The following is a 21,232-nucleotide window of genomic DNA, read 5'->3' on the forward strand; positions in this document are numbered from 1 at the left end:
AGGGCTTCACACCGGTTGGCTACGCGCCCGCGGCCGAGGACTACCTGCAATCGCTGGTGCGGGCCCAGCGGCCAACGGTTGCCTCGGGGGTTCCGAACGTGCACGGCTGGACACCCGAGCTCGCCCTCTCGAAGGTGCCCAGCCGGGCACTGCCGGCCGAGACGCTGCGGGCCGTGCTCGGGCACATCCGTGAGGCGCGACCGATCAGCGTGCAGTACCAGTCCTTCTCCACCGCAGACGCCCGCTGGCGCGGCATCGCCCCCACGGCGATCGGCTCCGACGGCTACCGCTGGCACGTGCGTGCCTACTGCCTCGAGGACGCGCGCTACAAGGACTTCGTCATCGCGCGCATCCTGGACTGGCGTGCTGCGGACGAGGCCGAGGCCGGCGCGTTGCCCGAGGACACGCACTGGCAGCAGTGGGTCCGGTTTCACATCGCGCCGCACCCCGGATTGTCGCCGGGCCAACGCAGCGCGATTGAACTCGATTACGCCATGACAGCGGGGCGTGCCGAGGTGCGTGTGCGCCGTGCCTTGCTCTGGTACAGCCTGCGCCAGTTGCGACTGGACGGCGATGCTGCATCGCGCCCTGCGAGCACACAACACATCGTGCTGGCCGACCCGACGGAGCTCGACTTCGATGATTGAGGCGGTGATTTTCGACTGTGACGGCACGCTGGTCGACAGCGAGCGGCTCTGCTTTCAGGCGACGGTGGAGTGCCTCGCGATCCGCGGCATCACCGCAGACCCGGTTTACCTGGACGCCGAGTACGCTGGCTGCAACCTCGAGGACATGGTGGCGGAAATCGGCGCGCAGCACGGACAGTTGCTCGGCCGCGAGTGTGTGGCCGAGATATCGCGGCGTGAGCGCGAGATTGCACGACACGAGCTGCAGCCGATTGACGGTGTGCACCGTGCCCTGGAGTACATCCGCTTGCCGCGCTGCGTGGCATCGAACGCACCGCTGGACAAGATGCGCTTCTCGCTCGGGCTGACAGGGTTGGTTGGACACTTCGGCGAGGCCTTGTTCAGCGCCTACTCGGTGCAGGCCTGGAAGCCCGACCCCACGCTGTTCCTGCATGCCGCGTCCGAACTGGGTGTCTCGGCGACCCGCTGCGTGGTGGTTGAGGACAGCCTGGCCGGGGCCACCGCGGGCTTGCGTGCAGGCATGCACACGCTGTTCTACAACCCGCGTGACAAGGCCGTGCCCGAGGGGTGCATCGCGTTTTCCGACATGCACCACCTGCCCGAGGTGTTGGCGTCGTTGTCGGAGTAAGACGCTCGGCGGGTGTCAGACGAGGGTCACGCTCGGCGCCGGTGCGTAGAGAACAGCCTTGTATTGTTTGGCGGCCACATCCCAGGTGAAGCGCTGGGCCGCAGCCTGGGATTTGATTTCGCGCCAACGCTCCGGCTGTCCCCGCTGCAGGTTCAGGGCGTCGACCGCGGCGTGGACGAAGTTGTCGGCCTGTTCGATGAGGTTCTCACCGGTGAACACGAAACCGCTCTTGCCGTGGGTCACCGTGTCGCGCAAGCCGCCGACGCCGTGCACCAGGCACGGTTGGCCGTGGCGCATCGCGATCATCTGGCTGATGCCGCAGGGTTCGAAGGAGGAGGGCATCAGGAAGAGGTCGCCGCGGCTGTAGAGCGCGTTCGCGAGGGCGTCCGAGTAGCCGTTGAGAAACAGGAAGTTGTCGCGTTCGGCGGCAACCTGGGTCAGGGCGTGCTCGTAGTCCCCCTGGCCGCTGCCGAGCAACCCGTAGAGACCGTCGTCGCCCAACCCGTCGAGCAGGTTGTCGAGCGCGCTGCGGCCGTTGTTGCCGCTTTGCAGCAACAGTTTGACCTTCTGGTCAGTGACGCGCGTGACCGAGGTCAGCAGCCGAAGCACTGAGCGATTCGCCAGTTCGTGCACACGCTGGCCTGCGACGAAATGGCTGCTTCGCAGCACCGGCTTCTGCGCTGCCCACCGGCTGAGCTCTCGGCTGCAAGCTGCCAGAAAGTCGCTCCACTGGCGAATGTCCGGCAACGCACCCGTGCGTTTTCCGCTCAGATTGCGGGCGCGCTCGGCACGCTGGCTCGGGTTGGGGTAGTCGCAGCCGTTGAGGATGCCGTGCAGGCGGCCTTCCGCGTGCACCCCGCGCAACGCGGCGTCCAGGCCCTCGCCGCCGGAAAACCCCCGGATCTCCGGGTCGCTGGGTTGCATGATTTCGGCAGCGTAGCTCGGTGATACCGTGTGGACCTGATCAGCCAACATCAGGCCGGCCAACATCGGGTTGACGCAACTTGGCCACCGCGGGTCTGCCGCAATGCGCGCCTGCCTGAGATCGATATCCGGATACCAGGCTTGTAACGACGCCTCACCCTCGACGAAGGGGCGCACGCCCTGGAGCGCCAGGTTGTGCACCGAGAACACGCTGTGGATAGCACGCAAGGGGGCGTAGCGCGGGTGTGCGGCGCGCAACAGCAACAGAAATGCGGTGTGCCAGTCGTGCAGGTGCACGGCGTCGGGCTGTTGCTCCGGGTCGTCGAGGAGCAATTCGGCAAGCGCCTGGCTGAAGAGTGCGAACTTGGTTGCGTCGAGGGCGAACGGGTCGTTGTCGTGACTGGCGTAGATCACACCCGACCCGGCTGCAGCGAACTGCGGGTGGTGCAGCACCCAATGGCGGATCGACTTGTTCGGCAGCTCGGTTGGCACCTGGAAGAGCTTGACGGATTCGCTCTTGCCCGCAAACGGGGTGGTCACGGCGGTGCGCTGTCGCGCGCCGGGTGCCCGGTGCAGCGTGCCGTAGGACGGCGTGACCACGGTGATCTGGCAGCCGTAACGCGAGAGGGCCGGTGGCAGGTGTTGAATGACATCACCCACGCCGCCGACTTTGCCGCCAGCCAACGCGCCGTTCTCCGCGGCCACCATCACGATGTGCTGTTGCGATGACATCCCGTCTCCTCGTGGCGGCTCGGCGGTGGTTGTCGACGCGGTCATGTGATGACGTCTGCGGTGCGTCGACCGGTCAGGCCCTCGATGTCGGCCAGTTGTGCGGCGCTGGTGATCAAGTCAGCCAGCGCGACTTGCGGGTCGAGCATCAGCTTGTCGGGGTCGGACTCCGCGCGCTCAATATACACTCTGAGGGTCGCACCTGCAGTGCCGGTGCCGGACAGTCGGTACACGATGCGGCCTCCGTCGTCGAAACCGAAGCGCAAACCCTGGTTCGCGCTCTCGCTGTGGTCGATCGGGTCGGCGTAGGTGAAGTTATCGGCGTGCGTCACGGTTGCGCCGTTCCACGTGCTGCCAATCCGTTCTCCCATGTCGGTCGACAGTCTGTCCATCAACGTGCGGGCTGCGCCGGCGTCCAGGCCCTCGAAATCGTGGCGCGTGTAGTAGTCGCGACCGAAACGGTGCCAGTGATCGAGCATCAGCTCCTTCACCGAGAGGCCGCGCACGGCGAGCAGGTTGAGCCAGAACAGCACCGCCCACAGACCGTCCTTCTCACGAACGTGATTGGAGCCGGTGCCGAAACTCTCCTCGCCACACAGGGTGATGCGATCGGCGTCGAGCAGGTTGCCAAAGAACTTCCACCCGGTCGGCGTTTCGAACGCGGGAATACCGAGTGCGTCGGCTACGCGGTCGACGGCCCGGCTGGTCGGCATCGAACGTGCGACGCCGCGGAGCCCACTGGCGTAGCCAGAGATCAGGTGTGCGTTGGCGGTCATCACGGCGAGACTGTCGCTCGGTGTGACATACAAGCCTGCTCCGTGGATCAGGTTGCGATCCCCGTCACCGTCCGATGCCGCGCCCAGGCTCGGCGCGTCGTCGGCCACCATGCGTTCGGCCAACTCGGCGGCGTGCACCAGATTCGGATCGGGGTGCGCGCCACCGAAATCAGGGAGCGGTGTGGTGCGAAGCAGCGCACTGGCTGGCGCGCCGAGTTCGTCGATCAGGATGCGCCTGGCGTAGGGACCGGTGACCGCGTTCATCGCATCGAACAGCACGGTCAGCGAGCCGTCGGCCAGCCGGCCGCGGATCAGGGGGAAATCGAACAACGACGCCATGAGCTCAGCGTAGGCGTCAACCGGGTCAACGACCTCGACCTGCAACGCCTCGAGGCGCCTGCTGCCGCAGTGGTCGAGTGCGAGGTCGACCGTGTCCACGGTGGAGTAGTGGTCGATCCGCTGGCTGCGCTCGAAGATCGCCTCGGTGAGCGTTTCCGGTGCCGGACCGCCGTTCGACGCGTTGTATTTGATGCCGAAGTCCGCGTTCGGACCTCCGGGGTTGTGGCTGGCCGACAGGATGAAGCCGCCGTCCGCCGCGTGGCTGCGGATGAGGTGCGATGCCGCCGGCGTCGACAACAGCCCGTGTTGCCCAACGATCACACGGCGCACACCATTTCCCGCGCACAGTTTGAGGATTGCCTGCACGGCCCGGTCGTTGTAAAAGCGCCCGTCGCCGCCGATCACCAGGGTCCGCCCGCCAACGCCACCCAGTGCGTCGAACGTGGACTGGACGAAGTTCTCGAGGTAGTGCGGTTGCTGGAAGACCGTGACTTTTTTCCTCAAGCCGGAGGTGCCGGGCCGTTGGTCTGAAAACGGTGTGGTGTCTACTCGGTGCATGACCGGTTGCTGTCCTGTCTGGGATACACGGGCGCGCTGCGCGGTGCAGGCGGGGCTACAGCGTAAACCTACCAGAGCGGGACGCGCCGCGGGTACGGTCGCGTGTGCTCAGCCGGCGTCCTGGCTGAGCTGATGCATCGACGAGGCGGCCCACTGCATCGCCGTGTAGTGCGCGTCGAGTGCACTCTGGGTCGCGTCGACTGGCGTGCCCTGGTCGACCCGTTCGAGTGTGCGGGCCTGGTCGAGAATGTCCCGCATCGGACCGGGCTTGCCGAGCAAGGTGTCGTGCACATCGCTGCAGAGCGACAGGTTCTCGAGGATGTCCTCGAACGACGAATCGGTCATCACGTCCAGCAGCGACAGCATGCCCGCGGTGAAGCACGACTCGGGGTTGTCCAGGTTGGTCTCCTCGGCGAGGATTTCGCAGAACTTCGCCCGGTAGAGCGCGAGGTTCATCAACTCATCGGGTTTTTCGTTGATATTTGCCATCAACATCACACTGATCCAGCTGCGCAGGCGCTTGCGCCCGAGCAACACCGAGGCCTGGCTGATCGATTCCACCGCCGTGGTGCCCCGGCGTGCAGCGGAGTTGACGTAGCGCAACGCCTTGACCGACAGCCCGACATCGCGGGTGACGAGTTCGGTGATTTCCTCGAGCGTGGTGGCCGGGTTGCTGACCTTGGCCAGAAGCTCGAACAGCGCAATCTTGCTCGACGGGATGCCGGTTTGCTTGAGCGTGGTCGGCTTGGCGAAGTAGTAACCCTGAAAGTAGTCAACCGCCATCGCGCTGATGGTGTTGAACTCGTCGACGGTTTCAATGCGTTCGACCAACACCTTGCGGCCCGCGTCGCGGTCGATCTGGGCGAGCTCCGCGAGTTTCTCCGGCCCGGTGACGGTGTAGTCGTATTTGACGATCTGCACTTGCTGAAGCAACGGCTCGGCGGCCTCGCTGTACTCGAAATCGTCGAGTGCAACTGTGTAGCCATCGCCGATCAGCCGGGTGACGCCGTCGACCACCTGGTCGGTGATGGTCACGGTCTCGAGAATCTCGAGCACCACCCGTTCGGGGGGCAGGCAGTCGAGCAGGTCCGGGTTGCTGAGAAACTGCTCGGTGAGGTTGATGAAGGCCAACTGGCCGCCGACAAGGTTATCCAACCCGATCTCGCTGATGGCGTTGGTCAACACGGTCGAGGTGGCGAGGTCGCCGTCGATCACATTGGCGGTGGACGCTTGCTGGTTTGACCTGAACAGCAATTCGTAGCCGATGGTTGCCTGCGATCGGTCGAGGATCGGTTGCCGCCCGATGTAAATCTGCGCCATGAAGCCTGTGCACCCTGATCCCGATCGGCGACCGCACATCGGGCGCCGCGGGACATTGCAAGAAAGTAAGGTCGTTGAGGGTGCAGTTCGGCGGTCTGACGGGGAACTTGAGCGCCGGAGGCGTGCCGCCGGGTCAGTCTCGGCGGAAATGGACGGCCTGGCCGAGCATGTCCCCGGTGACCAGCACGATGCCGTCCTCGGTCACACGGAACCGGGCCGTGTCGTCTTCGGCTGACTCGCCGACGACCAGGCCATCGGGCAGGTGGCAACCGCGGTCGATGATGGCGTTGCGCAGTCGCACGCCTTTGCCAACGCGCACATCCGGAAGCACCACGGTGTGGTCCACCACCGCACCCTTGTCCACCCGCACGTTGGAAAAGAGCACCGAATTGCGCACCAGGCCGCCGGAGATCACACACCCGCCACTGACCATCGAATCGATGGCGGTGCCGCGGCCCTCGTCACTGTCGAGCACGAATTTCGCCGGCGGGAGCTGCTCCTGGTGCGTGAGCAGAGGCCAGCTTCGGTCGTAGAGATCGAGTTTGGGCTCGATCTCCGCAAGCTCCAGGTTCGAGCGCCAGAAGGCATCGAGGGTGCCGACGTCCCGCCAGTAGGCCGGGCTGCCCTTGCGGTTGCGGAAGGGGACCGCCTGAATGCGGTTTTTTCCGATCAGCTTCGGAATGATGTCCTTGCCGAAATCGCGGCTGGAATTGCTGTCGTCGGCGTCGTCGAACAGGACTTCGAACAGGAATTGGGTACTGAAGACGTAGTTGCCCATCGAGGCCAGTGCCGTGTCGGGTTTGCCGGGCACGCACGCGGGTGACGCCGGCTTCTCCTCAAAGCCCGTGATCCAGTTGTCCTCGTCCACCGACATCACGCCGAAGGCGCGGGCGTCGTCCAATGGCACCTCGATGCAACAGACGGTCATGTCCGCGTCGGCGCGCTGGTGTTGCGCGATCAGCGGGCCGTAGTCCATCCGATAGACGTGGTCACCGGACAACACCAACACGTACTCCGGCGCCATGCGGTGGATAATGTCAAGGTTCTGGTAGATCGCGTCCGCCGTGCCGACGTACCAGTCGTCGCCAGTGCGTTGCGAGGCCGGCAACACTTCGATGAACTCGTCGAGTTCCGAGCGGAAGTTCGACCACCCGCGCGAGAGGTGGCGGATCAGTGAGTGCGCCTTGTATTGGGTCAACACGCCGATCCGGCGGATCCCGGAGTTCACGCAGTTTGACAGTGGAAAGTCTATGATGCGGAACTTGCCGCCGAAGAACACGGCGGGTTTCGCCCGCCACGCGGTGAGCTCGTGCAGTCGAGACCCTCGGCCGCCGGCCAACACCAACGCCAGCGTGTTCTTGGTGAGCAGACTGATGCGGCGGGCGTCTTCGTTGGCGGTGCGACTGGTCATACGCTGTCCTCGAGTGGTCACCGGTGTCAGTGGCGCGCCTTGAGGGTAACGCAGTGTGTCGCGCAAACGCCACAACCGCTGTCCGCCCTGCGGACTGCCGACGTACTCGGAGCGTGTCCATGCCAGTGTCCCCTGAATTCGCCAGTGTGACGGGCTCCGTGCGCGCCAACTTGGCAGGCTTCCCGGTGCGCCGGTTGGACACCGAAGCACGCCGTCTCAGGGCCGCCGCCGTGGCGGTGGTGGTCGTCACCGACCCGGAGCCGGCCGTGTTGCTGACCCGCCGCGCCGCGACGCTCAACCGCCACGCCGGCCAGTTCGCCCTGCCTGGCGGGCGGCTCGACCCGGGCGAGACCGTCGACCAGGCGGCGGTTCGGGAAGTGAGAGAGGAACTCGGCTTGTCGCTGAGCGACGGCGACCGGCTCGGCCAACTCGACGATTGCGAGACGCGGTCCGGGTTCTGTGTCAGCACCGTCGTCTACGGCTGCTGCGACGCCGCGCTGGCCCCCAATCCTGCCGAAGTGGCTGCGGTCTACACCGTGCTGTTTCGGGAGCTGCGTTCCGACGCCATTCCCCTGTTCGAAGACGGCACGGACGGTGAGCCGCCGGTACTGTACTCCGACTTGCCGAGTGTTGGCACCACGGTGTACGCGCCCACCGCCGCCATCCTCTACCAGTTTCGGGAGGTGGCGTTGTTGGGTCGCACCACGCGGATCGACGCGGTTGGTCAGCCGCGCTTCGCCTGGCGGTAACACGGCACGTCACAGGTGGTGGGCCAGTGCACACCGCAGGTGCGATTGCGCCGTTCTGTTCCACACTATCGACTGCACGCTGCGCCGCTGAGGGTGTGGTGGCTGAGACGGAGACACGGTCATGAAAGTGGGTTTCATCGGGTTGGGTAACGTCGGCGGCAAGTTGTCAGGCTCGCTGTTGCGAAACGGGGTCGACCTGACGGTTCACGATCTCGATGCAGAGCGGGTTGCGGCGTTCGTCGCCCGCGGTGCCCGCGCCGCCGAGGGGCCGGCGGCGTTGATGCGCGACTGCGATGCGGTCATCACCTGTCTGCCGTCACCCGCCGCGTCGGACACCGTGATGCAAGCGATGTTGCCCGAGGTGACGGACGGCAAGATCTGGATGGAGATGTCGACCACCGACCAGGCCGAGGTCGAACGGCTTGGCGCCGACGTCATCGCGCGTGGCGGGGGCTGCGGTCGACTGTCCGGTCTCGGGCGGCTGCCACCGCGCCGACACCGGCAACATCTCGATCTTCGCCGGGTGTGATCGTTCGACTTTCGAGCGAATCTTCCCGTTCCTCAAGACCATGGGACGCCGGATACTGCACACCGGCGAGCTCGGCTCGGCCTCGGTGCTCAAGGTGTTGACCAACTATCTCGCAACCGCGAACCTCGTGACCTGCTGCGAGGCGCTGGTGACTGCCAAGGCCGCTGGCATGGATCTCAACACCGCCTACGAGGCCATCCGGATCAGCTCGGGCACCAGCTTCGTGCACGAAACCGAAAGCCAGGTCATTCTCAACGGAAGCCGAGACATCTCGTTCACCATGGACCTGGTCGCCAAGGACATCGGCCTGTTTCAGGACGTGGCCGACCGGGCAGGCCTGCCGTTGGAGATCTCGCCGAAGTTGATCGAGATCTTCGCCGACGGGATTGCACGTTTCGGTGAACGGGAACTGTCGCCGAACATCATCCGTCGCCTGGAGGAGGCCACAGGTCTCTCGGTTCTGGCCCCCGGCTTCCCGCCCGAGATGACCGACGACGAGCCCGAGGAGGCGGGCTACGAGGTGGTGCCGGGCGGCCGTGCATGACGTCCCTCAGCGGTCGCTTGCGAGGTCGTCGTCGTCGAGTCTGTGGCCCCAATCGCGTTTGGCCTGCAGGTAGCGTCGGTTCCAGTCGCCGACGGCGGAGACGTGCTTCACCGGCGTGATGTGCGTCAGCCCGTGCTGCTGCAGGTCGGTGAGTTTCTTGGGGTTGTTGCTGAGCAGGCGAAACGGCTTGTTGCCGACAAAGTGCTTGATCAGCGTGGCGGCGTCGGAGAAGTCGCGGCTGTCATCGGGCAGTCCCAAACTGCGGTTGGCCTGGTAGGTGTTCTGCCCAGCGTCTTGTAGCAGGTAGGTTGCGGCCTTTGCCCACAAACCGATGCCGCGCCCCTCGTGGCCGGCCATGTACACCACATAGCCGCCGCTCGGGTCCGAGGCGATTCGGGCCATCGCCGTGTCCAATTGAGGGCCGCAGTCGCAACGCTCCGAGCCGAACACATCACCGGTCAGGCAGTTCGAGTGCACCCGGACGAGCGGGTTGTCGCCGGGCTCGCCGACTGCCAGCACGCTGTTCACCGCCATCGACGAAACCAGGTGGGCGAAGAGGTGCTTGCTGTCGCCGTCGCGCATGTCGGCTGCCAGCGCCTCGACGGTCGAGAGTTCGCTGGACCGCACCGCCGCGTACCACTGCACGACAGTCTGGACCGAGGGCAGGTTGACCGGCATCGGAATGGGACCGAGCAGGTTCACGGCGACGCTGTTTTCGGGCAGCGGGCCGTCGGCTGAGAGCAATTCGCCGTCCGTGCCGATGCGCCGCAGGCTGCCGCGCTCGACGAGCTGCTCTCGGACGGTCGGGTCGAGGTAGGTGAACACGGTTGGCCTCAGTTGAGTGTTGCCATGGCATCGCGGCCGGCGTCGACCGTGCGTGCGATGTCGTCTGGCGTGTGTGCGCTCGAGACAAAGCCGGCCTCGAATGCCGAGGGTGCAAGGTAGACACCCCGGTCGAGCATCGCGGCAAAGAACCGCTTGAAGTGATCGAGGTTGCACTGCGTCGCCGCGGCGAAGCTGTTCACCTCCGGTTCGGTGGAGAAGAAAAGACCGAACATGGCGCCGACCTGACGTGTGGTGAAAGGCACGTCAGCGTCTGCGGCGGCGGCCTGCAGACCGGACAACAGCGACGCGGTGCTCTGTTCGATCTGATCGTAGAAGCCAGGCTCGTCGATGATGTCCAGGGTGGCGATGCCCGCGGCCATCGCCACCGGGTTGCCTGACAGCGTGCCGGCCTGGTAAACGCCGCCGAGCGGTGCAATGTGGTTCATGATGTCGTGCCGCCCGCCGAACACGCCAACCGGCATGCCGCCACCGACAATTTTCCCGAGCGTCGTGAGGTCGGGCGCGACGTTGTAGAGCGCCTGTGCGCCGCCCTTTGCCACCCTGAACCCGGTCATGACCTCGTCGAAGATCAGGACCGCACCGGTGGCATCGCAGACCGCGCGCAGCGTTTCGAGGAAGCCGGGCAGCGGTGCGATGCAATTCATGTTGCCTGCCACCGGTTCGACAATCAGACAGGCGATGTCGTCACCGCGTTCGTCGAACAGGGCGCGCACGGCCTCGGCGTCGTTGAAGGGCAGGGTCAGGGTGTGCTTCGCGAGTTCCGGCGGCACGCCGGGTGAGCTCGGGACACCCAGTGTGAGCGCGCCGGACCCGGCCTTGACGAGCAGGGAATCCGCGTGCCCGTGGTAGCAGCCCTCGAACTTCACAATCGTCGACCGGTTGGTGAAGCCGCGTGCGAGCCGGATGGCACTCATGGTTGCCTCCGTGCCGGAGCTGACCATGCGCAACAGGTCCATGCTGGGGAAGTGAGCCTGGACGCGCTCGGCGAGGTCACTTTCGAGCATGCACGGCGCGCCGAAGCTCAGCCCGCGTTGGGCCGCCTCGGTCACGGCTTCAACGATGCGTGGGTTGGCGTGGCCTGCGATCATCGGTCCCCAGGAGCCTACGTAGTCGATGTACGAACGACCGTCGATGTCGTGAAGGTATGCGCCCTCGGCGCGGTCGATGAACACCGGTGTGCCATCCACGGCGCGGAACGCGCGTACAGGCGAATTCACGCCGCCGGGGATAACGCGCCGGGCGCGCTCGAACTGGGCCAGAGAGCGTTGCATGGGGTCTCGCACGCAAATCAAGAAGTGTATCGAACTCGCGTCCGGTCCGCAGGCCCGGCAGCCGGTCGGGGTGACGCGGCGGTTGGGTGAAACCGGGTGCTGTGGGACAATTTCCAATCGTCGAATCGCGAGGAACGGCCGAGCCGTATGGCCTACAGGAAATACATGTGTATCGTGTGTGGGTGGATCTACGACGAAGAGGCCGGCTCCCCCGAGGACGGTCTGGCGCCGGGCACCCGCTGGGAGGACATTCCGCTGAACTGGACCTGTCCGGATTGCGGTGTCGGCAAGGAAGACTTCGATATGGTCGAGATATGAGCAGCGCAACCGTGCGCAGGGTCGACAGCGTCATGGCCGACCAGGGTGTCGAACCCGGATTGCACGCGTTGCTGGTGTGCCTGATCGGCTGTTGTGCGGACATCGCTGTGGCGGTCGAACGCGGCGCGCTCAAGGGCACGCTCGGGGCGCTTGACAGCGCGAACGTTCAGGGCGAGACCCAAAAGCAGCTCGACGTGATCACCAACGACATGCTTGTCGCGGCGCTCACGCACCAGCGGGTTGCCAGCGGCATCGCGTCTGAGGAGGAAGACCACGCCGTCGCGGTGGCGGGCGGCGCGCCCTACCTCGTGCTGTTCGACCCACTGGACGGGTCGTCCAACATCGATGTCAATGTCACCGTAGGCACCATTTTCTCCGTGTTGCCCGCGCCGGATGGAACGCCGACCGACGCGGACTTTCTCCAGCCTGGCCGGCGGCAACTGGCGGCCGGCTACGTGGCCTACGGCCCGTCGACGGTGCTGGTCATGTCGACCGGCGAGGGTGTGCAGCAATTCGTTTTCGACCGCGAGCGGGCGGCTTTCGTGTTGACCCACGAGCAGCTCGATATCCCGGCAGAAACCGCCGAATTCGCGATCAATGCCGCCCGGTCGCGACACTGGCTCGCACCGGTCTCCGGCTACGTGGCGGACTGCCAGGCCGGGCGGGACGGTCCACGTGGTCGCGATTTCAACATGCGGTGGATTGCCTCCATGGTGGCCGATGTCCACCGAATCATGACCCGAGGCGGTGTCTTCCTGTACCCCGATGACCACGCGATGCAAGCCGCCGGAAAAGCGGGCAAGCTGCGTCTGATGTACGAAGCGAACCCGATGGGGTACCTGGTCGAGCAGGCTGGCGGTCGGGCCAGCACCGGGCGAGAGGCGATCCTTGACCTGATGCCGGACACACTGCATCAACGCGTGCCCGTGATCCTCGGGTCGCGTGACGAGGTCGCTGAGATCGATCGGCGTTTCGACACCGCGTGAGCTTCTGGCGCGAACGCGACCTCTCGGCCTTGAGTGGTGCCGAATGGGAGTCGCTTTGCGACGGCTGCGGGCGGTGTTGTCTGCACAAGCTCGATGACGGCGACACCGTTGCGTTCACGTGTGTGGCGTGCCGTTTGTTGGACATTTCGACCGTGCGCTGCCGCAGCTACGATGACCGCGCCGAGAAGGTGAGCGCCTGCGTCGTGCTGACCCCGGACACCCTGCCGGCGCTTGCAGCGGCGCTGCCGGTGACCTGTGCCTATCGGCGGTTGCACGAGGGCGCGGATCTGCCCGCCTGGCACCCCCTGGTCAGTGGCAATCCGACGTCGGTCCGGGAGGCGGGTGTGTCAGTGGCCGAATTGGCTGTCCCGGAGACGCGGGTGCCGCGTGGGGTGTCACTCTCGTGTTATGTTACGAGCCTGTACACCCCGAAGTCCGAGTGACTTTGGTAGCATGTCAGGTCGCGCCGCAGGCAAGGATTGCCGGTCCGGCTGCCAAGGCGGAACACAATTTGCTGTCTCTCGGACAGTACCGTGCAGAAGCGCAACCTGGAACACACGACAAGGCGATGGATCCTGTGAGCACTGACAACGTGATGGACAATCCGAACCCGGACACGATGGTCCCCGCAATGGATCGACGACAAGGCATCGGTCGCACCGTGTCGAAGCTCGTGGACGAGCGTCAAAGCGTGTTTGTGGTGTTCTGTGAACTCGCCGGTGTCTCGACCTTCGACGCCGACGGCAGCGACCGCGGTGACCTGCGGCCGGAAAAATTGACCGCGTTCCTCGAGTTGCTCATGGACTACCTCGGCGCGGGCCACTTCGAGCTCTACCAGCGCATCATCGACGGGCACGAGCGGCGGCGTCTGGTCTTAGAAGCCGCACAGAAGTACTACCCGACCATCGCAGAAACTACCGACTACCTGGTCGAGTTCAACGACAAGTACGACGGCTACGAGGGCGATGCCGACGATGCGGCGACGCTTGAGGTGGACCTGAGCAAGGTCGGCAAGGCGTTGTCGCTTCGCACCGACCTCGAAGACAAGATTCTCGCCGCGCTCCAGGCCTGAACCCGGACGAGCGGCGCGACCCCGATCCGACAGGCGATCCGCTCACACTGATTTCGTGGCCGCCTCCGCGTGCTGAACAGTGCGATGCGACGGTCGGTCCGAGTGAGGCGCATGGCCACGCTGTTTCTCAAACCCCGTCAGGACCGACGCATCAAGCGCGGTCACCTCTGGGTCTACTCCAACGAAGTCGACGTCACGCGCTCACCGCTCGACGCGTTCGCCGCTGGCGACACCGTGGACGTCGTGTCGCACGCGGGGGACAGGCTCGGCCGGGCCACTGTCAACCCGCACACGCTGGTGTGCGCACGCGTGTTCAGTCGGGACGCCGGCGCCAGCCTCGACGCGGCGTTCTTCGAAGCGCGCCTGCGCGCGGCCCTCGCGTTGCGTGCAGCAGCGCTGCCCACGCCGCATTACCGCCTGGTGCACGCCGAAGGTGACCTTCTGCCCGGCCTGGTGATCGACCGCTATGACGATGTACTGGTGGTGCAATTGGGCACAGCGGGGCTGGATCGCGCACGCGACGAACTCTTGACGGCTCTGCAGGCCGTTTTACAGCCATCGACGGTCATTTGGCGCAACGACTCGCGCGCGCGCCGGTTGGAGGGCCTCGATCTGTCCGTTGACATCGCTTCGGGTCCCCATCCAGGCCAGGTGTCGGTGATTGAGGGCGGGCTGCAATTCGGCATTGACCCCACGGCCGGACAGAAAACCGGGTGGTTCTACGACCAGCGCGCCAACCGCCTGGCCTTTCGGCGGTGGGCAACCGGGCGTCGGGTGCTCGACCTGTTCAGCTATGTCGGTGCCTGGTCGGTTGGTGCGGCGGTGGCGGGTGCGGCGTCGGTGACTGCGGTGGACAGCTCGGAACACGCGCTGGAGGCCCTTGGTCGCAACGCGGACGCGAACAGCGTGGACGTCGAAACACGGCCTGGTGACGCGCTGGCGATTCTGAAACAGCTTCGCGAGTCGGGCGCACGCTACGATGCGGTCGTCCTGGACCCACCGGCCTTGATCACCCGGCGGAAAGACACGCGAGCAGGCGTCAAGCACTACCACACACTCAACCAGCACGCGGTCAGGGTGCTCGAGCCCGGTGGCATTCTCGTCAGTTGCAGCTGTTCGCACCACCTGGCGGAACACGAATTGCTCGCGGCCGTGGAAACGGCCATGCACCGCCGCGGGGGCATCAGCCAGTGGCTCGCGCGCGGTGACCAGGACGTCGACCACCCGGTTCACCCGGCGATGCCGGAATCGCGGTACCTCAAGACCGTCACCTGCCGGCTGCTGATGCCTTAGTCAGCTGTATGCGAACATGACCAAGGCTTAATTTTTCTCGATGCGCATCTGCGGTTCGAGGGTCGGCTTCTTGCATCGTTCCGTGCTTTGGTAGCTGTTGAGGCACGACGTGAAACGTATCACCGCCGTAGACCGGCTTGAGGCCGGCCAGGTGCTTGGGGCTGATGTGGTGGGACCCGACGGGTCGTGCATTGCGTTGAGTGGCGCCGCCTTGCAATCCGACGACATCGCTCGCTTGCGAGCGGCCAGCATGAGCACCGTCATGGTCGAGCTGTCCGAGGACGACGTGCGCGCGCTCGTCTCAGCGCAGCCTGAGAACACGGACGCGGTGTCACGGTTTCGGCTCAACGACCTCACGCACCCGCTGATCAACAAGCTCGTGGAGGTGGCCAGTGAGCTCCGCGCCTGAGCAGACTGTGCTCCAGCCTGCTGAAGACACGATCGACGGACTGGTCGCCAACGTCACGCAGCTGGTGTCCTTGCCCGACGTGTTTCTCCGGTTCGAACAGGAGCTCGCGAGTCCGACTGCCAGCACCGATTCCCTCGCGGACATCCTGATCGTCGATCCGGACATCACCTCGCGGCTGCTGTCGCTGGCCAACTCTGCGTTCTTCGGCTTTTCATCGCGCGTCGAGACCGTCCACCGCGCACTGGTGCTGATCGGGACATCTCAGGTCCGTGACCTGATCCTCGCCACCGTCGTGGTCGACCGGTTCAGCCGCTTGCCGATCGGCATCCTGGACATGAGATCGTTCTGGCAACACAGCATTGCCACAGCCTCGCTCGCGCGTGCGCTGGCGACCGAGCTGCGTATCCGGGCGGCCGACAAACTGTTCATCGGTGGCCTGCTGCACGACCTGGGCCGGCTGGTGCTGGTGTTGGAACGTGCCGATGACATGTGCGATGCCCTGATTCGTGCGCAGGAAGAGGATCGGGATCTCGCCGAGATCGAGCGCGAGCTGTTCGGGTTCGATCACGCCGAGGTGGGCGGCGCGTTGGCACGCGCGTGGTCGTTGCCCGAAAGCGTGACCGACATGATCGCCTTGCACCACCGCCCCAATGACGCAATGAAACCGGATGTTGACCTGGTACACCTCGCCGACGTGATGGCGCACGGTTTGTCCTGGGGCCGGTCGGGGCAGCGGTTGGTACCTGCGCTGAGTCACGAGAGCTGGGCGCGCACCGGCCTCTCTGAAGACGCCTTTGACGACATACACGAGATGGGACAGGACATTTACACCGAGATGCAGTCGCTGATCCTCCGCTAGGCTGAATATGGAATCGATTGACCGAGGCGCACTCAACGGACCGCAGGCAGTTGCGCGGTCTCTTGACCAGTGGCACGACCACCAGTGGCTCGCGCTCGACCTGATAAAAGGCTACAACGACACGGCCATTGCCGCGGTTGAAGCGATCGATCGCACGGCGCTCGCGATGACGTCGACTCAGCTGCTGCGTGACCTCTTCGGGTTCACGGCCTGTGCCTACGTGTCCGTGCCAAACGGATCCAGGGCGTCCGAGGTGATCTCTGACGACGAGGTGCCCGCACTGTTGGCGGCGTACCGGGCGCTGAAACAAAGCGGCAAGCTTCGCGTTTCGCTGCGCGCGTTCCCCCCGCGGCCGCGCACGCTGCCGGACGCCGACGGGGCGATTCTGGTGGCGCCCGTCGACTTTCAGAACCCGCAGGGGCACCACATCATCGCGCTGCTCAGCGAAGGCGCAACCTGGACGGGCATGCGCGGGCGTATGATGGAGTTCGTGCTCGATCAGGTCCACGGCCACTTCGAAGCGCTGCACCGCGTCGAGCAGGAGAGGGCACGGGCCTCGGCGCTCGAGGTGTCGGTGGTCGAGAAAGAACAGCAGCTCGAGTTCCAGGCGTCTCACGATCAACTCACGGGCCTGATGACGCGCGAATCGCTGCTGTTGCGCATCGATGATGAGCTTGTGCGCGGCCGCCAGCTGTGCATCGTGGCCGTCGGCATTCGCGGCTTCTCGCGGGTCAACCACCGCTACGGCTATGCAGCGGCTGACCGCGTGCTGAAGGAGATCGCTCACCGACTCGACACCGAGACGCGGCGCGGCGCCTTCGATGCGTTGATCGCGCGCATTGCCGACGACCGGTTTGCGCTGGCAATGGTGTTGCCGGATGTCGACGATTTCGAGCGAGCGAATGCCCATGTCGGGCGATTGTGCGCGACCCTCGGTGTCGGCCTCACGGCCTCGAGCGAGCACATCACGCTCACCGCGCACGCCGGTGTGGTGCTCGCGCCGGGTGATGCCGACAAAGCGCGGCACGCGGTGAACGCGGCGGAGCTGGCACTCGACGCGGCGGACCACGCGGTCGGGTCTCCGGTCATCGCGTTTTCCGGTCTGGAACCTGGCGAGAAGCAGGACAACTCGCTGAAGATCGAGTCCGAAATCAACGCAAGCCTGGACAATGGGCACTTTGAACTGTGGTTCCAACCCAAGATCGACATGGCCACCGAAGCCGTGGTGGGCGCCGAAGCCTTGATGCGCTGGAACCACCCGGAACTCGGGCGGGTGAGCCCGGTGCAATTCATTCCGGCCGCGGAGCGGTCGGGTCAGATTCACGCACTCGGCGAATTGGCCTTGCGAGAGGCGTGTCGGCACGTGTCGGCGTGGTTGGACGAGGGATTCAAGCCCGGGCTGATTTCAGTCAACCTCTCACCAGTGCAGGTGGCGTCTCCGGACCTGCCTGATCGCTTCAGGGCAATATTGGAGGAAGAGGGCGTCAGTGCCGGCACGCTCGAGCTCGAGGTCACCGAAACCGCCGTGAGCCGAAACATCGACGTGGCAGCACGGGTGATCTCGGAGCTGCACGGCCTCGGCTTCACGGTTTCCATCGATGACTTCGGCACGGGCTACTCCTCCTTGTTGTTGTTGCGCCAGCTGCCGATCGATGTGATCAAGATCGACCGCGCGTTCATTCGGGATCTGACGATCAACCGGGACGATTTCGCCATCGTGCGGGCCATCCTGTCCATGGCAGATGACCTCGACCTCAAGGTCGTTGCCGAGGGCGTCGAGACCCGCGAGCAATACGGGTACCTGCGGGCCTTGGGGTGCAGCCAGGTGCAAGGTGCCATCGCAACCATGCCGCTCGCGCCGAAACCCTTCCGCAATTTCGTCGCAGGGTGGCAGGGCCTGATCGACGAGGTCTGAACCGGGCCACGGCGGCGCGGCCGGCGGTGTCCGAAGCCGACGGTAGGCGCGTATACTAAGCGGGTTTTTTTTCAGCCGATCGGATGGCCACAGGCCGACGCCCCGCTTATGCCCTTTCCCCGCATTGACCCGGTGATGCTCGACCTCGGCATCGTCCAGATTCATTGGTACGGCATGATGTACCTGGTGGGGTTTGCCGCGGCGTGGTTTCTGTTGCGACGGCGCGCGCGCCTGGGCCGCTCACCCTGGGGCGGGCAACAGGTGGATGACCTCATCTTCTACTGTGTGCTCGGCGTCATCCTCGGCGGTCGCGTCGGCTACGTCCTTTTCTACAATTTCGATGCATTGCTTGCCGACCCGCTCATGTTGATCCGCCTCTGGGAGGGTGGCATGTCTTTCCACGGCGGGCTGATCGGCGTCACGCTAGCCGGGCTTGTATTCTCAGGCAATGCGAGGGTGCCTGCCCTGGTGGTGGCCGACCACCTGGCCTGGGTCACACCGATCGGCCTGGCAGCTGGCCGGCTGGGCAACTTCATCAACGCTGAACTCTGGGGTCGCGTGACCGATGTGCCCTGGGGTGTGGTTTTCCCCGGCGCCGGACCTCTCGCGCGCCACCCGTCCCAGTTGTACGAGTTTGTCGGCGAGGGGCTGTTGTTGTTTGTCGTTCTCAGTGTCTACTGGCGACGGGCCAGACCGGCGGGCACAGTGGCGGGGTTGTTCCTGCTCGGCTACGGTCTGGCCCGGATCGGGGTCGAGTTCTTCCGTGAACCGGATGCGCACATCGGATTCATTGCCGCGGATTGGTTGACCATGGGACACGCTCTCAGCGTGCCGATGGTGTTGGTTGGCGGTGCGTTGCTGGTCCTGAACCGCGGCAGCACGGTGAGGCACTGACGCGTGAACACCTACCTGCAGCTGCTGCGCCACGTGCGGGAGAACGGCGTCGTCAAGTCGGACCGCACGGGCACGGGCACACGCTCGGTGTTCGGGTACCAGATGCGCTTCGACCTCGCCGACGGGTTCCCGTTGTTGACCACGAAGAAACTGCACCTCAAGTCGATCGTGCACGAGCTACTGTGGTTTCTCGCTGGCGACACGAACGTGCGCTACCTGCAGGACAACGGGGTGTCGATCTGGAACGAGTGGGCCGATGAGCACGGCGACCTCGGCCCCGTATACGGTGCGCAGTGGCGTGCGTGGCCCACGCCCGACGGACACCACGTCGACCAGATCCGGGTGCTGATCGACGGCCTGCGTGACAACCCGGACTCCCGGCGGCACATTGTCTGCGCCTGGAACCCGGGAGACGTGGAACGCATGGCGCTGCCGCCGTGCCACTGCCTGTTTCAGTTTCACGTGAGCCAGGGTCGCCTGTCCTGTCAGTTGTACCAACGCAGTGCAGACGTGTTTCTCGGTGTGCCCTTCAACATTGCAAGCTACGCCCTTCTGACAGCGATGCTCGCGCACGTCTGCGGGTACGCGGTGGGCGACTTCGTACACACGCTCGGCGATGCACACCTGTACGAGAACCACCTCGAGCAGGCCGACCTGCAACTGTCACGCAGCCCCACCGCGCTACCACGGCTGTGGCTCAACCCCGATGTGACGGACCTCTTCGCGTTTCGCTACGCGGATATCCGGTTCGATGGGTACACCGCACAGCCCAACATTCCCGCCCCGGTGGCCGTATGAACCGCTCCATGGTGATGGCGATGGACCGCAACAAGCTGATCGGCAAGGCCGGCGGCTTGCCCTGGCGGATCCCCGCCGACATGCGGCACTTTCGCGCGTGCACGATGGGCTGCCCGTTGATCGTCGGCCGACGCACCTTCAGCGAAGACATCGGCCGTCCTCTGCCCGGGCGCGAGATGGTGGTCGTGACACGGGACGCCGATTGGCAGTGGGACGGCGTGTACGCCGTCTCATCGCTCGAAGACGCTTGGGCACGCGCCGCCGCGTTGATGCCCGAAGCACGCGCCGCCTGTGTCATCGGTGGCGCGGAGCTGTGTCGACGGGCCATTGACGCGGTTGATACGCTCCATCTGACGGTCATCGACGCGGTGTTCGAGGGCGACACCTGGTTTGACAGTTTCGATTGGCGTGACTGGTCGGTTGTGGAGCAACGGGCTGTCGAGCCCGGGCCCGAGGCCGGCACCGACTGGCCGCTCACTTTCTACACACTGACGCGCGCTGGCGCATGAGGGACAAGAGACCATGAAAGTCGCATTTATCGGACTGGGCGTGATGGGGTATCCGATGGCCGGGCACCTGGCCGGCGCCGGCCACGATGTCACGGTGTACAACCGCACGCGGGCGCGGGCCGAAGCCTGGGTTGCGCAGCACGGCGGTGCGCTCGCGGACACGCCACGGGCGGCGGCCGACGGGGCCGAGTGCGTGATGGTTTGTGTCGGCAACGACGACGATCTGCGCAGTGTGGTGCTTGGGGAGGCGGGCGCCTTCGTCGGCATGGCCAGCGGCAGCGTGCTGGTCGATCACACCACAGCGTCGGCCGAGGTCGCGCGGGAGTTGGCGGCGCTCGGCGGTGAGCGCGGGGTAGCGTTCCTCGATGCGCCGGTCTCCGGGGGACAGGCAGGCGCCGAGAACGGGGTGCTGACCGTCATGGTCGGTGGTGACCAGGCGGTGTTCGATCGGGCCTTGCCGGTGATCGATGCCTACGCGCAACGCGTCCGCTTGATCGGTGAGGTCGGCGCGGGCCAGTTGACCAAGATGGTCAACCAGATCTGCATCGGCGGGCTGTTGCAGGCGCTGTCCGAAGGGGTGCACTTCGCGTCCAAAGCCGGTCTCGATGTTGAGGCGGTGTTTGACGTGATTTCCAAGGGTGCGGCGCAGTCCTGGCAGATGGACAACCGCAGCGCCACCATGGCGGCGGGAGAGTTCGACTTCGGGTTCGCGGTCGATTGGATGCGAAAAGACCTTGGCATCGTCCTGGACGAAGCGCGTCGCAACGGTGCGCAGTTGCCCGTGACCACACTCGTGGACAGTTTTTACAGTGATGTGCAGCGCTCGGGTGGGCGGCGATGGGACACCAGCAGTCTGATTACCCGCCTGCAGCAGAAAAGCCCCTGACGGCCCGTTATACTCGTCGGTT

General features: G+C 65.2%; 21 protein-coding genes and 1 pseudogene. 16 read left to right on the forward strand and 6 right to left on the reverse strand.

The window, feature by feature from the left end:
• A partial coding sequence (locus tag AAGA11_13560) for a WYL domain-containing protein (GenBank protein MEM9603888.1) occupies positions 1 to 647 on the forward strand: 647 nt, incomplete at its 5' end.
• The gene (locus AAGA11_13565) at positions 640 to 1,275 is read left to right on the forward strand and encodes an HAD-IA family hydrolase (GenBank protein MEM9603889.1); all 636 of its coding nucleotides are present in this window, start codon (positions 640 to 642) and stop codon (positions 1,273 to 1,275) included. The genes AAGA11_13560 and AAGA11_13565, both read left to right, overlap by 8 nt.
• A gap of 15 nt (positions 1,276 to 1,290) precedes the next feature.
• On the opposite strand, the gene AAGA11_13570 is transcribed toward AAGA11_13565, so the two are convergent.
• The 4 genes from AAGA11_13570 to glgC form a co-directional block, all read right to left on the reverse strand.
• Positions 1,291 to 2,931 carry a glycogen/starch synthase gene (locus tag AAGA11_13570; GenBank protein ID MEM9603890.1) on the reverse strand — a complete coding sequence of 547 codons (1,641 nt, stop codon included), beginning with the start codon at positions 2,929 to 2,931 and terminating at the stop codon, positions 1,291 to 1,293.
• Positions 2,932 to 2,972: 41 nt separating this feature from the next.
• Complete coding sequence (locus AAGA11_13575; protein MEM9603891.1) at positions 2,973 to 4,601, reverse strand: alpha-D-glucose phosphate-specific phosphoglucomutase; 1,629 nt, start codon at positions 4,599 to 4,601, stop codon at positions 2,973 to 2,975.
• 108 nt (positions 4,602 to 4,709) lie between these two features.
• A complete protein-coding gene (locus AAGA11_13580; protein MEM9603892.1) occupies positions 4,710 to 5,921 on the reverse strand; it encodes an HDOD domain-containing protein in 1,212 nt (403 codons plus the stop codon).
• Positions 5,922 to 6,054: 133 nt separating this feature from the next.
• Positions 6,055 to 7,332: a glucose-1-phosphate adenylyltransferase gene (gene glgC, locus AAGA11_13585; protein MEM9603893.1), complete on the reverse strand. Its 1,278-nt coding sequence runs from the start codon at positions 7,330 to 7,332 to the stop codon at positions 6,055 to 6,057.
• 119 nt (positions 7,333 to 7,451) lie between these two features.
• Here glgC and AAGA11_13590 point away from each other — a divergent pair, with 119 nt between their 5' ends.
• Positions 7,452 to 8,081 (forward strand): CoA pyrophosphatase, encoded by a 630-nt coding sequence (locus AAGA11_13590; protein MEM9603894.1) that lies wholly within the window; start codon positions 7,452 to 7,454, stop codon positions 8,079 to 8,081.
• 121 nt (positions 8,082 to 8,202) lie between these two features.
• Positions 8,203 to 9,154 (forward strand): annotated as a pseudogene (locus tag AAGA11_13595) (NAD(P)-dependent oxidoreductase).
• 6 nt (positions 9,155 to 9,160) lie between these two features.
• Here the strand turns inward: AAGA11_13595 and AAGA11_13600 are convergent.
• On the reverse strand, positions 9,161 to 9,979 hold the full coding sequence (locus AAGA11_13600) for a GTP cyclohydrolase II (GenBank protein ID MEM9603895.1): 819 nt from the start codon (positions 9,977 to 9,979) through the stop codon (positions 9,161 to 9,163).
• An 8-nt stretch (positions 9,980 to 9,987) separates the two neighbouring features.
• Positions 9,988 to 11,271, reverse strand: coding sequence for a glutamate-1-semialdehyde 2,1-aminomutase (gene hemL, locus AAGA11_13605; GenBank protein ID MEM9603896.1), 1,284 nt, complete (start codon positions 11,269 to 11,271; stop codon positions 9,988 to 9,990).
• A gap of 147 nt (positions 11,272 to 11,418) precedes the next feature.
• Here hemL and AAGA11_13610 point away from each other — a divergent pair, with 147 nt between their 5' ends.
• From AAGA11_13610 to AAGA11_13665, 12 genes are all read left to right on the forward strand, one after another.
• On the forward strand, positions 11,419 to 11,589 hold the full coding sequence (locus AAGA11_13610) for a rubredoxin (GenBank protein ID MEM9603897.1): 171 nt from the start codon (positions 11,419 to 11,421) through the stop codon (positions 11,587 to 11,589).
• Entirely contained in the window at positions 11,586 to 12,575 is a 990-nt protein-coding gene (locus AAGA11_13615) for a class 1 fructose-bisphosphatase (GenBank protein MEM9603898.1), read from the forward strand. Before AAGA11_13610 ends, AAGA11_13615 begins: the two co-directional genes overlap by 4 nt.
• A complete protein-coding gene (locus tag AAGA11_13620) occupies positions 12,572 to 13,018 on the forward strand; it encodes a YcgN family cysteine cluster protein (GenBank protein MEM9603899.1) in 447 nt (148 codons plus the stop codon). The genes AAGA11_13615 and AAGA11_13620 overlap by 4 nt, the downstream gene beginning before the upstream one ends.
• 188 nt (positions 13,019 to 13,206) lie before the next feature.
• Positions 13,207 to 13,647 (forward strand): Rsd/AlgQ family anti-sigma factor, encoded by a 441-nt coding sequence (locus AAGA11_13625; GenBank protein MEM9603900.1) that lies wholly within the window; start codon positions 13,207 to 13,209, stop codon positions 13,645 to 13,647.
• A gap of 111 nt (positions 13,648 to 13,758) precedes the next feature.
• The gene (locus AAGA11_13630; protein MEM9603901.1) at positions 13,759 to 14,940 is read left to right on the forward strand and encodes a class I SAM-dependent rRNA methyltransferase; all 1,182 of its coding nucleotides are present in this window, start codon (positions 13,759 to 13,761) and stop codon (positions 14,938 to 14,940) included.
• 109 nt (positions 14,941 to 15,049) lie between these two features.
• The gene (locus AAGA11_13635) at positions 15,050 to 15,349 is read left to right on the forward strand and encodes a hypothetical protein (GenBank protein ID MEM9603902.1); all 300 of its coding nucleotides are present in this window, start codon (positions 15,050 to 15,052) and stop codon (positions 15,347 to 15,349) included.
• 7 nt (positions 15,350 to 15,356) lie between these two features.
• Positions 15,357 to 16,208 (forward strand): HDOD domain-containing protein, encoded by an 852-nt coding sequence (locus tag AAGA11_13640; protein MEM9603903.1) that lies wholly within the window; start codon positions 15,357 to 15,359, stop codon positions 16,206 to 16,208.
• A 7-nt stretch (positions 16,209 to 16,215) separates the two neighbouring features.
• On the forward strand, positions 16,216 to 18,123 hold the full coding sequence (locus AAGA11_13645) for a bifunctional diguanylate cyclase/phosphodiesterase (protein MEM9603904.1): 1,908 nt from the start codon (positions 16,216 to 16,218) through the stop codon (positions 18,121 to 18,123).
• Between the two features lie 108 nt (positions 18,124 to 18,231).
• Positions 18,232 to 19,017, forward strand: a complete 786-nt coding sequence (gene lgt, locus AAGA11_13650) for a prolipoprotein diacylglyceryl transferase (GenBank protein ID MEM9603905.1) — start codon at positions 18,232 to 18,234, stop codon at positions 19,015 to 19,017.
• A gap of 3 nt (positions 19,018 to 19,020) precedes the next feature.
• Positions 19,021 to 19,815 carry a thymidylate synthase gene (locus tag AAGA11_13655; GenBank protein ID MEM9603906.1) on the forward strand — a complete coding sequence of 265 codons (795 nt, stop codon included), beginning with the start codon at positions 19,021 to 19,023 and terminating at the stop codon, positions 19,813 to 19,815.
• Positions 19,812 to 20,324 (forward strand): dihydrofolate reductase, encoded by a 513-nt coding sequence (locus AAGA11_13660; GenBank protein MEM9603907.1) that lies wholly within the window; start codon positions 19,812 to 19,814, stop codon positions 20,322 to 20,324. Before AAGA11_13655 ends, AAGA11_13660 begins: the two co-directional genes overlap by 4 nt.
• A 13-nt stretch (positions 20,325 to 20,337) precedes the next feature.
• A complete protein-coding gene (locus AAGA11_13665) occupies positions 20,338 to 21,210 on the forward strand; it encodes an NAD(P)-dependent oxidoreductase (GenBank protein ID MEM9603908.1) in 873 nt (290 codons plus the stop codon).
• The last annotated feature ends 22 nt before the right edge of the window (positions 21,211 to 21,232 follow it).

The organism is Pseudomonadota bacterium, from assembly GCA_039196715.1.
Classification (GTDB): domain Bacteria; phylum Pseudomonadota; class Gammaproteobacteria; order CALCKW01; family CALCKW01; genus CALCKW01.

Coding starts and splice junctions, on each gene's coding strand:
- AAGA11_13565 (MEM9603889.1), top strand. CDS start 640: ATGATTGAGGCGGTGATTTTCGACTGTGACGGCACGCTGGTCGACAGC.
- AAGA11_13570 (MEM9603890.1), bottom strand. CDS start 2,931: ATGTCATCGCAACAGCACATCGTGATGGTGGCCGCGGAGAACGGCGCG.
- AAGA11_13575 (MEM9603891.1), bottom strand. CDS start 4,601: ATGCACCGAGTAGACACCACACCGTTTTCAGACCAACGGCCCGGCACC.
- AAGA11_13580 (MEM9603892.1), bottom strand. CDS start 5,921: ATGGCGCAGATTTACATCGGGCGGCAACCGATCCTCGACCGATCGCAG.
- glgC (MEM9603893.1), bottom strand. CDS start 7,332: ATGACCAGTCGCACCGCCAACGAAGACGCCCGCCGCATCAGTCTGCTC.
- AAGA11_13590 (MEM9603894.1), top strand. CDS start 7,452: ATGCCAGTGTCCCCTGAATTCGCCAGTGTGACGGGCTCCGTGCGCGCC.
- hemL (MEM9603896.1), bottom strand. CDS start 11,271: ATGCAACGCTCTCTGGCCCAGTTCGAGCGCGCCCGGCGCGTTATCCCC.
- AAGA11_13610 (MEM9603897.1), top strand. CDS start 11,419: ATGGCCTACAGGAAATACATGTGTATCGTGTGTGGGTGGATCTACGAC.
- AAGA11_13615 (MEM9603898.1), top strand. CDS start 11,586: ATGAGCAGCGCAACCGTGCGCAGGGTCGACAGCGTCATGGCCGACCAG.
- AAGA11_13625 (MEM9603900.1), top strand. CDS start 13,207: ATGGATCGACGACAAGGCATCGGTCGCACCGTGTCGAAGCTCGTGGAC.
- AAGA11_13630 (MEM9603901.1), top strand. CDS start 13,759: ATGGCCACGCTGTTTCTCAAACCCCGTCAGGACCGACGCATCAAGCGC.
- AAGA11_13645 (MEM9603904.1), top strand. CDS start 16,216: ATGGAATCGATTGACCGAGGCGCACTCAACGGACCGCAGGCAGTTGCG.
- lgt (MEM9603905.1), top strand. CDS start 18,232: ATGCCCTTTCCCCGCATTGACCCGGTGATGCTCGACCTCGGCATCGTC.
- AAGA11_13660 (MEM9603907.1), top strand. CDS start 19,812: ATGAACCGCTCCATGGTGATGGCGATGGACCGCAACAAGCTGATCGGC.
- AAGA11_13665 (MEM9603908.1), top strand. CDS start 20,338: ATGAAAGTCGCATTTATCGGACTGGGCGTGATGGGGTATCCGATGGCC.